Below are 12,775 nucleotides of genomic sequence, written 5' to 3'. Positions count from 1 at the left end.
TGCCAGATCGTCAACGATGCGAATGTGGCTGGCCGGTCGGCATGGGTGCCATAAGCTGCGGCCTACATCACTCAGGAAGGGCAGCATTGGCTGATCGCCCTGCGATGAAAGGGTGATTGCAACGAAGAGCCACATCTTATTGTTTCTGCTACGGAAACGTGATTCGAGAATTTTTCGGACATTTCCGGTCGCGACGTTCCCCGACATGACGCAATTGTGGCCAAGTAACCTAAATTGCGCCACATTTCGCTTTCCTCGATAGCAGTCAGTTGCTACACCGGAAGCACGCCCTTTGGGGGGTGATGTCTGCTGGCCACGGGGGCGGCCGCACTTGTGAGCATCCGTATGGATGCCGCCTGTAATGTGCGGGCGCATGCCTTTTGGGCTGCGCGCGGGTCTGCCGACCCTTCTGCATTTTTATAGCGGCTGACTGTCGGGAAAGTGCCTTCAGGTGCGTCCGCAATCTATGGTCCGCCCATCTCCTCACCTTCGGGAAAGTCGCAACTGGACCGGGTGGAGATGCCGTCATGATGACGTCGCCGAACTGCAAGCGCCAAGAAGGTGCCGTCACCCGGATTGCCTCGGTCCGTTTTCATTTTATCTCTGCCGATCTGCTGCGCGACCTGCGCGCCATGTCGCGGTATTAAGGAGTCACTGCCATGACCATTACCAGTCAAACCCTCATTGATTTCAACGATCAAAGTGCCGGGACGATCATAGACGGCCAGTATTCCAGCCAGGGCGTTACGATCGGCAGCATCAACAACGACGGGTCGATGGACACGAAGAACCCGGCGATGATCTTCGATTCGTCCAAGCCGAGCGGCGGCGACTGGGACCTGAAGACTGATAACCTGGGCAAGGTTCTGATCCTGTCGGAAGATCGCGACAGCAGCGACCCGGACGACAATGCTTGCGGTGGCAAGTTCCTGTTCACCTTTGACAATGAAGTTACCGTCGACTCGATCACGCTGCTCGACGTTGAAGAAGGTGCCTGGATCAGGCTCTATGACGAAGATGGCAAGTTTCTGAAGAAGATCAGCGTCAAGACTGCCAACAATGGTCAGAAGGACGTTCAGATCGACACGCCCGGCGCGAAATACATGACGATTGAGCTGGCCGGGTCCGGCGCAGTCGACAACCTGAAGTTCACTCCTCAGATGCAGCCCGACGGTATCGTCAACGGTACTGAGGCGGGCGAGCTGATCGACCTGGCCTATATCGATGCACAGGGCGACCGGATCGACAATAACGACGCCCTGGGAGTCGAAGGCACCACGGGTGACGAGGATCTGGTTCTGGCCGGTGCGGGCAATGATACCGTCTACGCGGGCGTCGGCGACGATATCGTGCGCGGCGAGGCGGGCAATGACCGTCTGTTCGGCGAAGGCGGCGACGACACGCTCGAGGGCGGCGAGGGCAACGACACGATCTTCGGCGACGCTGGCAATGACAGCATCGACGGTGGCGAAGGTGACGATGTGCTGAAAGGTGGAGCCGGAAACGACACCATCTCGGGCGGCAACGGTCAGGACACGATCGACGGTGGCGAAGGTGATGACCTGATCGACGGTGGTCGCGACAACGATTCCATTCTGGGCGGTGACGGCAACGATACCCTGCGCGGTAACGGTGGTGACGATACGCTGGACGGCGGCGCGGGCGACGACTCGGTTTCGGGCAGCGCCAATGACGACCTGATGTTCGGTGGCGCGGGCGACGACATTCTGTCTGGCTCCGGCGGCAACGATACGGTGGACGGCGGCGCGGGAGATGATTCCATCCGCGGCGGCAAGGGCGACGATCTGGTCGAAGGCGGTGCCGGAAACGATACGATATCGGGTGCCGACGGCGCCGATACGCTGTCGGGTGGCGATGATCGCGATGATTTCGTCAATGTCACCTCGGGCGACATGATCGACGGCGGCGAAGGCGGTGACGATTTCGACACGCTGGACCTGACCGGTGCGAATGCCGCGGTCGAATACGATGCCGACAATGCCGAGAACGGTACGATCTTCTTCCTGGATGACGATGGTACGCGGACGGGCGAGACCGCCAGGTTCATCAATATCGAGAACGTCATCGGCGCGGTCGATACACGTGACGGCATCGTCGAAGGCACGTCAGGCGACGACAAGATCGACGATGGTTACGACGGTGATCCTGATGGCGATTTCGTCGACAACAACGATGCGCTGCTGGATGGCGAAGTGGGCGACGACGACATCATCGTTGCGGGTGCTGGTAATGACACGATCCTTGCCGGTGAAGGCAACGACGAAGTCGATGCGGGCGAGGGCGACGATGTCGTAGATGCCGGAAACGGCGACGATCTGGTCGATGGTGGTGCCGGTGCCGACAAGATCGACGGGAAAGATGGCCAGGATACGCTCAATGGCGGCGATGGAAACGACACTATTTCAGGTGGCGGCGGCGACGACGTGATCGACGGTGGTAAGGGTGATGACAGCATCTCGGGCAGCGCCAACGACGATTTGATCACCGGCGGCTATGGTAACGACACCATACAGGGCGCGGGCGGAACCGATACGATCGATGGCGGCAAGGGAAATGACAAGATCCTTGGTGGCAAAGGTGACGATAGCATTGCCGGTGGCGATGACGATGACACCATTCGCGGCGGTGACGGGACCGATACGCTCGATGGCGGTGATGGTAACGACGATATCATGGGCGGTACCGGCAACGACTTCATTACCGGCGGATACGGCAACGACACCATCTCGGGCGGCGGTGGCAACGATACCATCGACGGCGGCAAGGGCGATGATACCATTTCAGGCAGCGCCAACGAAGATTCGATCCTTGGGGGCCGCGGCAACGACACCATTCAGGGTGCCGGTGGCAATGACACCATCAAGGGCGAAGACGGTGATGACAGCATCTTCGGCGGCAAGGGTGACGACGAGATCGGTGGCGGCGATGGTGATGACCTAATCACCGGCGGCGACGGCGTAGACTGGATCAAGGGCGGAGACGGTGCGGACACCATCTCGGGTGATGACGGCGCCGACATGATCGCCGCTGGCGACGATCGCGATTTGATCCTTGGCGCAACCACCGGCGACATGATCGACGGCGGTTCGGGCAGTGATGATTTCGACACTCTGGACCTGACCGGATCGGACGTGGCCTTCATCACCTATACCTCCGACGACCGCGAAGACGGCATCATCACCTTCCGCGATGACACGACCGCGCAGTTCGAAGACATCGAGGCGGTCGTTCCCTGTTTCACGCCGGGCACCCTGATCGCCACGCCGCAGGGCGAAGTTCCTGTGGAATCACTGGAGGTCGGCGACAGGGTTATCACCCGCGACAATGGCATCCAGGTGATCCGTTGGAACGGAAAGCGTAAAATCGCTGCTACCGAGCTGAGCGAAAACAGCGCGTTGCGTGCCGTTCTGGTCCGAAAAGGCGCGTTGGGTCATGGGTTGCCCGAACGGGATATGATCGTGTCGCCGCAGCACCGCGTCCTGATCGCGAATGACGAAACCATGCTCTACTTTGATGAGCGCGAAGTTCTGGTTGCGGCCAAGCATCTGGTCGGACGCCCCGGCGTCGAACGGATGGATGCGGTGGACGTTACCTATATCCACGTCATGTTCGACAATCACGAGGTCATCCTGTCTGACGGGGCCTGGACCGAAAGTTTCCAGCCCGGTGATCACTCCCTCAAAGGTCTGGGCAAGGCGCAGCGCGAGGAGATATTCGCGATCTTCCCCGAGTTGCGCGAACGGGAAGGCCGCGAGGGATATTCCGCCGCGCGACGGATGCTCAAGCGTCAGGAAGCGGAACTGCTACTTAAATGATGTCATCCTGATTGGCCGCGCCCTGAATGGAGGTGGCCATTTCGACGGAGCGGGGCGCGCTGAACTGCGGGCCCCGTAACCGTTTGTAGCGGTCGGTTTTCGTGATAAGTCGCCCTTCTGAGGTAACGCGCGGAGGCGACATGCAGCGCTGGCATTTCTACGTCATGGGATTGATCTCGCTGGGATACGGACTCGTCTCCCTGGCAGAATACGTGATGGTGTCCTACGGACTCCGAATGGGGTGGCTGGATATGTATCCGCCCGAGCAGATCAACTGGCTCGCCGGGGTGCCGGCCTGGGTCCAGGGTGTCTGGGGGGCGCATGTCACGCTGGCCCTGATCGGGTCACTGTGTCTGTTGGCACATCTGCGTCCGGCAGTGTGGATGACGGCGTTCGCGTTTCTGACGCTTGTCGTGCTGGCGGTCTGGGCAGCGTTTTTTGCAAACCCCACGATCATCGCGCTGGTCGGCGGTGGCGTCATGCCCTGGGTGACGATGGGTCTTGTCATACTGCTCAGCTTCCTGATTTATCTTTATACCCGGCAGGAAAAGCAGGTCGGCGAGGTTCTCTGATCCGCTTTACCCCTTGCAATTCGGCTGTTAGGCACGCCTGACTTTAATGCTCGGGTATTCGATGACGCCACGCCTGCAGACCGAAGGACTGGTCCGCCACCTGGGTGGGCGCAACGTCGTCGATGGTATTTCTCTGTCGGTTCCGGCAGGGCAGGTGACCTGTCTTCTGGGCCCCTCGGGCTGTGGCAAGTCGACGACATTGCGGATTATCGCGGGAGTCGACCGGCAGGATGCCGGAACGGTCCGGTTGAACGGCGAGATCGTGGCCGATGCCCGCACTCATGTTCCGCCCGAGGCGCGGGGCGTGGGTCTGATGTTCCAGGACTTCGCCCTGTTCCCGCATCTTTCAGTCGCCCGCAACATCGGGTTCGGTTTGCCACGCGATGCGGTGTCGGCCGCCCGGATCGCCGAATTGCTGACCCGCATTGATCTGGTCGGGTATGAAGACAAGCATCCGCACGAGCTGTCAGGTGGCGAGCAACAGCGTGTGGCCCTTGCCCGCGCGCTGGCACCGCGACCGAAGATCATGCTTATGGATGAGCCTTTCTCGGGGCTCGACAATCGTCTGCGCGATGAGATTCGGGACGCGACCCTGTCCGTCCTGAAGGAGGAAGGGACCGCCGTTCTTCTGGTCACGCACGAGCCGGACGAAGCCATGCGGATGGCCGATGAAATCGCGCTGATGCGGGACGGGCGGATCGTGCAACAGGCCGCGCCCTATAATATCTACAATGCTCCCATTGATCGGGAAGCAGCGGCATTTTTCAGCGATATCAATGTTCTATCTGGCGAAGTTTACGGGGCATTGACGGATACGCCATTTGGTCAGTTCCTGGCCCCCGGTCTGCCGGATGGGACTGCCGTCGACATCGTGTTCCGGCCCCAGCATGTGCGCATCGATTTCGACCGGGCGGGCAAGGGACCGTCGCCGACTCCTGCGGAGGGGGCGCCCGCGCGCGGAACGGTTCTGCGCGCAAGATTCATGGGCAAAGAAAGCCTGGTGGAATTTCTGATGGACGACGCGACCAGCCGCGTCACGGCCACGGTGCCCGCTGTGTTCCTGCCGAAGCCTGGAACGGTGATGTGGCTGTCGATTCGACGGGATCGCTGTTTCGTGTTTCCATAACTGGATTAAGATCGGGACCTTTTAACCTGTCAGGGCTTCATCTGAATTCGTCCCGGCAGCCGCCTCCAAATGGCAAAGTATCCTGCGCTGGAGCGTTACTTCGTAATCTCGCGTTCATGGCCCGACGGATATGCGTGCCAGCACTACGGTATATGCGGTGGCCAGTTCCTCGAACGCTTCAACGACCCGTCTGAAGTGTCCGAATTTGCCGGGTATCGCGCGACCGCAGTTCGCAGAAGACTGATTGCCCGATCTGAAGGTGCAGCACGTCGCAGCCAAATTGAGGTGAGATATGTGACCGCCCGTGCCATGCCGTCACGTCGCGGTCCGCCAAAACATGGAGCATAATGAACCACGGATCATATGTTTTTGGGAAATCCTGCCCACAAGGACGGGACCTGACACATATAACCCGAGAAAGCCGCCCCGGGGCAACAGGGCGGCTGATCGTTTAGCAGAAGAAAATCGGAGAAGCTGTCAGGCACCCCAATTGCGGACGGAGCCGCAATCAACATGCGTGAAGTTCGACCGTGAATATTTTCCCACACCGCCCGCGGAGATGGATGCGGCCGCACGCGAAACCTGATTGACGGACCGCGAAGACAGACGGATATCTGCAGCCTGGCACTTCAGGTGAAGAGAGTTGCGCGCGACACCGCTGGACCGCGATCGCAGCATCGCGTTCGTCGCGGGCGAGCGATAGCCCGACAGAAGAAGGAACGGTTCACGCGTATCGACCAGACGATGGGTCGCGGAGATGATATCGACGGCGCGGTTGTCGATCGGCTTGACCTCATTCCGGCGCCAGTCGCGGAAGAAAAAGCTGATTTCAGCAAGGGCATCGCGGACATAATCGCCCTCGACCCAATAGATCGTCTCCATGCTTTCGCCGGTACGGGCGTTGTGCATTTTAATGGATCGGATGTCGCCGCCGCCACGCAGAAACCCTGCAGCTTTGGAATATGTTGGCGCAGCAGCGACCGCAGTCGCAGCAAAAGCGCCGAGAAGTCCGCGTCTGGTTAAAGAAATCGGCATCGAAGATGCCTGCACGCCCGTTGAGGTGTGTTCATTCACGATAATTGCCCCATTCACTGTCTTGGACCGTCTTTGCGGCCTCAGGTGTCTCATCCCCATGTGACCTCGTCGGTGTGGCATAATTTTTTCGATTCTCCACTTCTGATGACACCTGCACAGCCAATAAGCAGAATTTCGCCCATCGATGATCGGGATGGAACCTTTTCGAGTCCTGTTGCCAACCTGCCTACAAGCACTTTCTTTGGAAATAATGAATGAACCCGGAAAATCCTGACTGCATTAATTATCCGGACGATCCCTGCGCATGCAGCGAGCTGACTGCGCGGCGCGAGGCCGGGGTGGAATTGGGCGCGTTGCAGGGTTAGATCGGCGTCGAAAGGGGCACGCCACCCCAGGAGGACCGCCATGTTCACGCTTGCACACATCGCCGAAGTTCTGGGCCAGCCGGTTCTCGGGGATGGATCGCTGACCCTGCATCGTGCCGCAGAACCCGCTGTGGCCGGACCGGACGATCTTGCCCTTGCGATGTCACCTGACTACGCCGATGCGTTGAACGCCGGTCAGGCCCGAGCCGCGATCCTGTGGGATGGCGCGGATTGGGAAAGTTTCGGCCTGCGCGGAGCTATTCTGGTGCCACGCGCCCGGCTGGCGATGGCTGGGGTCACCGCCGCGCTGGATAGTGGACCACGCATGAACATCGGCGTGCATCCCTCTGCCATTGTTGAAAAAGATGCGATCATCGGCGAGGGTGCGGCCATCGGGCCTCTCGCTGTCATCGGTGCGGGTGTCCGCATCGGTGCACGGGCCCGCATCGCGGCGCATGTCACCATCGCGGAAGACGCGTTGATCGGCGACGACGTGTTGTTGATGTCAGGTGTCCGCATCGGATCGCGGGTAAACATCGGCGACCGGTTCATCGCACAGCCCAATGCCGTGATCGGCGGTGACGGTTTCAGTTTTGTCACGCCCGAGGAGTCGGGGGTCGAGCGCGCCCGAAAGACGCTCGGAGATCAGGGCGATATAAGCGAACAGCGCTGGATCCGCATCCATTCCTTGGGATCGGTGACCATCGGCGACGATGTCGAGGTCGGCGCAAACTCTGCCATCGACAAGGGAACGGTAGCGGATACCACCATCGGACGCGGTACCAAGATCGATAACCATGTCCAGATCGGCCACAACAACCGGATCGGAGAAGATTGCCTGCTGTGCGGTCACGTCGGCATTGCGGGTGGCACGACGATCGGCAACCGGGTGGTACTGGCGGGCAAGGTGGGGGTCAACGACAACATCACGATCGGCAACGACGTGGTCGCGGGGGGGGGCAGCGACATCTATTCGCGTGTCCGCGACGGCGAAGTCGTCATGGGCTCTCCTGCGGTGAAGATGGAAACGAACATGGCGATGTATCGTGCCCTGCGCCGTTTGCCGCGCGCATTGGAACAACTGGCCAGCCTTCGTGCAATTGTCATGAAAAAGGGGCTAGGGGACGGGAATGACGACAAAACATGACATCCGGGCGCGCGTCCATGAAATCGTGGCGGATCAGGCGATGATCGACACGACGGACGTCAGCGACGCCTCGGTTCCGGCCGATCTGGGCGTTGATTCCATGGGGTTGGTCGAAGCCATTTTCGCCATCGAGGAGGCGTTCGACATCCAGGTTCCGTTCAATGCCAACGAACCTGCCAAGTCCGACTTCGACGTCTCCTCCGTGGGCGCGATCGTGGAGGCGGTGACCCGTCTGGTGTGCGAGCAACGCGGGGTGACCGACCCCTCATGAGGCGGGTCGTCATCACTGGCGCGGGCACCATCAACGCTTTGGGCATCGATGTGGCGTCGACCATGGCCGCCATGCGTGAGGGTCATTGCGCAATTGGTGACCTCGATATCCGCGATGCCGACCGCCTGACCATCCGCATCGGCGCGCAGGTCAGGGACTATGATGAGAGTGCGCATTTCAATCGCCAGCAGATCGCGCTGTTCGACCGGTACACGCAATTCGCTTTGCTGGCAGCGGGACAGGCGCTGGCACAGTCGGGGCTTGCGTTTTCGGGCGAGCTTGCGGCGCGGTCCGGTGTCATTCTCGGCACGTCCGGCGGTGGTCTGAACACCCAGGATGAGAATTACCGCGTCGTCTACGAAGAGGGTAAGAACCGCGTCCACCCCTTCGTCGTGCCCAAGCTGATGAACAACGCCGCCGCCGCGCATCTGTCGATGGAATACAACCTCAAAGGTCCGTCCTTTACCGTGGCGACGGCCTGCGCCTCTTCGAACCATGCCATCGGGCAGGCATTCCAGTTCGTCCGTTCCGGCATGGCCGACGTCATGGTGACCGGCGGGGCCGAGGCGATGCTTTGCTTCGGCGGGGTCAAGGCGTGGGAAGGTCTGCGCGTAATGTCGCGTGATACCTGCCGCCCGTTTTGCGCCACCCGGTCAGGCATGGTCCAGGGCGAGGGGGCGGGGATCTTCGTTCTGGAAGAATACGAACGGGCGCGGGCGCGGGGCGCGGAAATTCTGGCTGAAGTCGCGGGTGTGGCGATGACGTCCGACGCGTCGGACATTGTCATGCCCTCCCGTCAGGGTGCCGAGCGGGCGATGGCGGGGGCGTTGCGCGACGCGAGCATGACCCCGTCGGACATCGGGTATATCAACGCGCACGGCACAGGCACGGCAGCAAACGACAAGACTGAAAGCGCCGCTGTCGCCCATGTATTCGGCCCCCATGCGGACCGTCTCGCCATCAGTTCCACCAAGTCGATGCACGGCCATTGCATCGGCGCGACAGGGGCGATCGAACTTCTGGCCTGTATCATGGCGCTGCGCGACGGGGTGATCCCGCCCACGGCGAACTGGCGGGAACCCGATCCGGAATGCGCGCTGGACATCGTGCCGAACACGGCACGGGAGGCAGTGGTGCGGGCCAGCCTGTCGAATGCCTTTGCATTTGGCGGCATGAATGCGGTGCTGGCGCTGCGCGCTGTCTGATCGACGAAAAGGGCGCCCCGAAGGACGCCCTTTCAGGAATTGGATTCGGAACGGGTCAGTTGTCGTTCGCCACTTCGATTGCCGCCATACCGGCAGTGAATCCAATCAGTGACATCGTCAGTTCGGCCCGCTGGTCAGGCGCCAGGGCAGGGACGACAATAAGCGTGGCCTTGGCACCGCGTTTGAAGGCGGCGATATCTTCGGCGGTGAAGCCCATCCTGCTGTAGCAACCCGTGGTGTCGCAGAAGCTGTAGGGATAGCGGCGCGGCTGGCCGCCATCGACGGTCATCGTGACCTGCGCCGTCAACAGCGTCTGCAGCGGTGTCAGCACCGTGGCCCCGGCGACGATCTCGTTGCCATCGGGCAGATCGAAGAAGTTCACGTCGGCCGTCGGGTTGCCCTGCTGATCGGCCAGACGCTGATACAGCTGGCAAGGGTCGTCCTGTCCTTCGGGCGCTTTCAGGCAGCGGATTTCCCAGTCGCCATGCTCTTCGCGCACATATATTTCGGGTCCGCCGCCAAGGGCCTGACCAACGCTCTGGCCGGTGGTCAGATCTCCACCCGGAGACGTCGGCGCCGGCGTCTCGTCGGCTGTGTCACCTGCGGCATCCTGGGCAGAAGCGGGCGATGCGAAGGTAAGGGCAAGGGCCAGCGCGGCAACGAGTGCGGAATGCGGGCGGATCAGTGCTATGGTCACGTTCAACTCTCCTCGTGAGGTCATTTCCGAAGCTGACTTAGCATGCGCCACCGCAAAGGTGCAGGGGGCTTCGACGACTTCCGGCGATCAAAAGCCGCCGCCGGGCCAACTTCCAGCGAGGCAAAGAAAAAGGGTCTGTGAACAGACCCTTTTTCATTTTATTTTTTCTCTCCCCGTCGGACTGGCCGACTTGATATGGCGGACCCTAAGCAGCGTTCTGCAACCCGTCAACGACATATTTCACAGTACTGTGTATTTGCGGCTGGGTTATGACCCCGTGCCGGATAAGAAAAGGACCGCGCCATCCAAGGACAGCGCGGCCAGTTCGACAGGGAGGTGAGCCGGGACGCGACCCTGTGCGTCGCAGCTCGGGACTGTTATGTCAGGGTAAGGTTAAGATGGGGTGAACATATGGCGAACGACAAGGATGTGATATTCGCAGGGGGGGGCGGAGATGCCTATGCCACGGCGCAGAACCTGCGGCTGGACTATGCGAACCGGCATGGGTTGATCGCGGGCGCGACCGGAACTGGCAAGACTGTGACGCTGCAAATCCTGGCGCAGGGGTTCTCGGACGCGGGCGTGCCGGTGTTCCTGTCGGACGTCAAAGGCGATCTGTCCGGACTGGCGTGGGCCGGGTCCGATGGGCACAAGCTGCACGACGCCTTCACCGAACGCGCGGATAAAATCGGGCTGGACCTGACCTATGCTTCAGCGCCCGTCACCTTCTGGGATCTGTGGGGCGAATCCGGCCACCCGGTCCGCACCACCGTGTCCGAGATGGGTCCCCTTCTGCTGGCCCGTCTGATGGAGTTGTCCGACGCCCAGGAAGGTGTGTTGAACATTGCCTTCCGTGTCGCTGATGAGGAAGGCCTGGCCCTGCTTGATCTGAAGGATCTGCAATCATTGCTTGTCTGGGTGGCCGAGAACCGCAAGATGCTGTCGACGCGATATGGCAATGTGGCCAGCGCCTCGGTCGGGGCGATCCAGCGGGCGCTTCTGACACTCGAGACGCAGGGCGGTGCGTTGCTGTTCGGGGAACCGGCGCTCGATCTGGACGACCTGTTCAGGTTGACGGAAGACGGGCGCGGAATGGTTAACGTGTTGGCCGCCGACAAACTGATGGCTTCACCACGGCTCTATGCGACGTTTCTGATGTGGCTGCTTTCCGAATTGTTCGAACAATTGCCCGAGATCGGCGACCCGGACAAACCCAAGCTGGTGTTCTTCTTCGACGAGGCGCACCTACTGTTCGATGATGCGCCCAAAGCCCTGATAGATAAAGTGGAACAGGTTGCGCGTCTGATCCGATCCAAGGGCGTAGGGGTCTATTTCGTGACCCAGAACCCCGAGGACATTCCAGAGGATATTCTGGGCCAGCTTGGCAACCGCATCCAGCACGCCCTGCGCGCGTTCACAGCCAAGGACAGGAAGGCCCTGCGGCAGGCGGCGCAGAATTACCGCGAAAACCCGCGTTTCGATATCGAAGATGCGATCCGCGAGGTCGGTGTGGGCGAGGCGGTCACATCGCTCCTGGAACGCAAGGGCATCCCCGGTGTGGCCGAGCGGACGTTGATCCGTCCGCCCGCTTCGCAACTGGGGCCGATCACGGATGCGCAGCGCAAGGACGTGGTGCAGTCATCGGGCCTTGCCGGAAAATACGAAACTGAGGTCGATCGCGAAAGCGCCTTCGAAGTCTTGGCGAAACGGGCGGACGCCGCCGCAAAGGCCGCTGAGCAGTCCGAGGCGGAGGAGGAACAGGCCGAGGCGGCGGTGCGCGAATACAAGGCCGGCCGGCGCTATAGCGGTGGCGGTGTCAGCCGGTCGACGTCGAAGCGGACGCGGCGGGGCGACAGTGTCGGCGAGGCCTTTGCCAAGTCCTTTGCCCGGTCGCTGGGCACGCGCGCCGGGCGGTCGATCGTGCGGGGCGTACTTGGCGGTCTGTTCCGGGGACGCTAGGATATGATCCTGCGCCCGCCGCGGCCCGCCGATGCGATGCAGATCACGGCGATCCATGCCGAAGGGCTGACCACCGGGCACGCGTCCTTCCGAGCTGAGCCGGTTGATTGGGACGCGTTCCACGACGCGTATGCACTTGCCCTGGTGGCCGAAGAGCACGGGACCATTCTGGGCTGGTCCGCGGTTGCCCCAACCTCGACCCGAGATACCTATGCGGGGGTCGGCGAAGTCAGCACATATGTCGCCGCCCAGGCTGTCGGGCGGGGACTGGGAAAAGCATTGTTGTCGCGTCTTGTCGCCGACAGTGAAGCGGCGGGCTGGTGGACCCTTGTGGCGCAGATTTTCCCTGAAAATCATGCCAGTCTGGCCTTGCATCGCCATGTGGGATTCGACGTTCTGGGCACGCGTCGCGGGTTGGGACGGATGACGCACGGGCCTGTGGCGGGGCAATGGCGTGATGTCATTTTTCTGGAACGGCGCAGCCGCGTACGGTGAGAGAAGTGTCTAGACGACGCCACAGCCACCCAAAGAACGTAGCTGCAACGGGGAAGTTTTAGGGGGA

Annotated in this window: 10 protein-coding genes; 8 read left to right on the top strand and 2 right to left on the bottom strand. The window is 61.1% G+C overall.

From position 1 onward, the window contains the following. The first annotated feature begins 659 nt into the window (after positions 1–659). The 3 genes from BMY38_RS07485 to BMY38_RS07475 all read left to right on the top strand — a co-directional run bounded on the left by BMY38_RS07485 (position 660) and on the right by BMY38_RS07475 (position 5,534). On the top strand, positions 660–3,836 hold the full coding sequence (locus BMY38_RS07485) for a Hint domain-containing protein (protein WP_139204676.1): 3,177 nt from the start codon (positions 660–662) through the stop codon (positions 3,834–3,836). A gap of 140 nt (positions 3,837–3,976) precedes the next feature. Beyond that, on the top strand, positions 3,977–4,408 hold the full coding sequence (locus BMY38_RS07480) for a hypothetical protein (protein WP_092761469.1): 432 nt from the start codon (positions 3,977–3,979) through the stop codon (positions 4,406–4,408). A 61-nt stretch (positions 4,409–4,469) separates the two neighbouring features. Beyond that, the gene (locus tag BMY38_RS07475) at positions 4,470–5,534 is read left to right on the top strand and encodes an ABC transporter ATP-binding protein (RefSeq protein WP_092761993.1); all 1,065 of its coding nucleotides are present in this window, start codon (positions 4,470–4,472) and stop codon (positions 5,532–5,534) included. Positions 5,535–6,011: 477 nt separating this feature from the next. Here BMY38_RS07475 and mepK read toward each other — a convergent pair whose 3' ends face one another. Further along, positions 6,012–6,569: a peptidoglycan L,D-endopeptidase MepK gene (mepK, locus tag BMY38_RS07470; RefSeq protein ID WP_092761467.1), complete on the bottom strand. Its 558-nt coding sequence runs from the start codon at positions 6,567–6,569 to the stop codon at positions 6,012–6,014. A 405-nt stretch (positions 6,570–6,974) separates the two neighbouring features. Here mepK and lpxD point away from each other — a divergent pair, with 405 nt between their 5' ends. From lpxD to BMY38_RS07455, 3 genes are read left to right on the top strand one after another with little or no spacing between them, the layout of a single operon-like run. Then, on the top strand, positions 6,975–8,081 hold the full coding sequence (lpxD, locus tag BMY38_RS07465) for a UDP-3-O-(3-hydroxymyristoyl)glucosamine N-acyltransferase (RefSeq protein ID WP_092761465.1): 1,107 nt from the start codon (positions 6,975–6,977) through the stop codon (positions 8,079–8,081). Continuing rightward, positions 8,065–8,352, top strand: coding sequence for an acyl carrier protein (locus BMY38_RS07460; RefSeq protein ID WP_092761463.1), 288 nt, complete (start codon positions 8,065–8,067; stop codon positions 8,350–8,352). The genes lpxD and BMY38_RS07460 overlap by 17 nt, the downstream gene beginning before the upstream one ends. Beyond that, on the top strand, positions 8,349–9,557 hold the full coding sequence (locus BMY38_RS07455) for a beta-ketoacyl-[acyl-carrier-protein] synthase family protein (RefSeq protein WP_092761460.1): 1,209 nt from the start codon (positions 8,349–8,351) through the stop codon (positions 9,555–9,557). The genes BMY38_RS07460 and BMY38_RS07455 overlap by 4 nt, the downstream gene beginning before the upstream one ends. 55 nt (positions 9,558–9,612) lie before the next feature. Here BMY38_RS07455 and BMY38_RS07450 read toward each other — a convergent pair whose 3' ends face one another. Beyond that, positions 9,613–10,254: an invasion associated locus B family protein gene (locus tag BMY38_RS07450; protein ID WP_245737542.1), complete on the bottom strand. Its 642-nt coding sequence runs from the start codon at positions 10,252–10,254 to the stop codon at positions 9,613–9,615. A gap of 411 nt (positions 10,255–10,665) precedes the next feature. Here BMY38_RS07450 and BMY38_RS07445 point away from each other — a divergent pair, with 411 nt between their 5' ends. Beyond that, entirely contained in the window at positions 10,666–12,213 is a 1,548-nt protein-coding gene (locus BMY38_RS07445; RefSeq protein WP_092761456.1) for a helicase HerA-like domain-containing protein, read from the top strand. A 3-nt stretch (positions 12,214–12,216) separates the two neighbouring features. Then, positions 12,217–12,708 carry a GNAT family N-acetyltransferase gene (locus BMY38_RS07440; protein ID WP_092761454.1) on the top strand — a complete coding sequence of 164 codons (492 nt, stop codon included), beginning with the start codon at positions 12,217–12,219 and terminating at the stop codon, positions 12,706–12,708. Positions 12,709–12,775: the final 67 nt, after the last annotated feature.

The organism is Jannaschia helgolandensis (genome assembly GCF_900109285.1).
Taxonomy (GTDB): Bacteria; Pseudomonadota; Alphaproteobacteria; order Rhodobacterales; family Rhodobacteraceae; genus Jannaschia; species Jannaschia helgolandensis.
The sequence above is the reverse complement of the archived record's forward strand: the minus strand, read 5'-3'. Positions and strand labels throughout refer to the sequence as shown.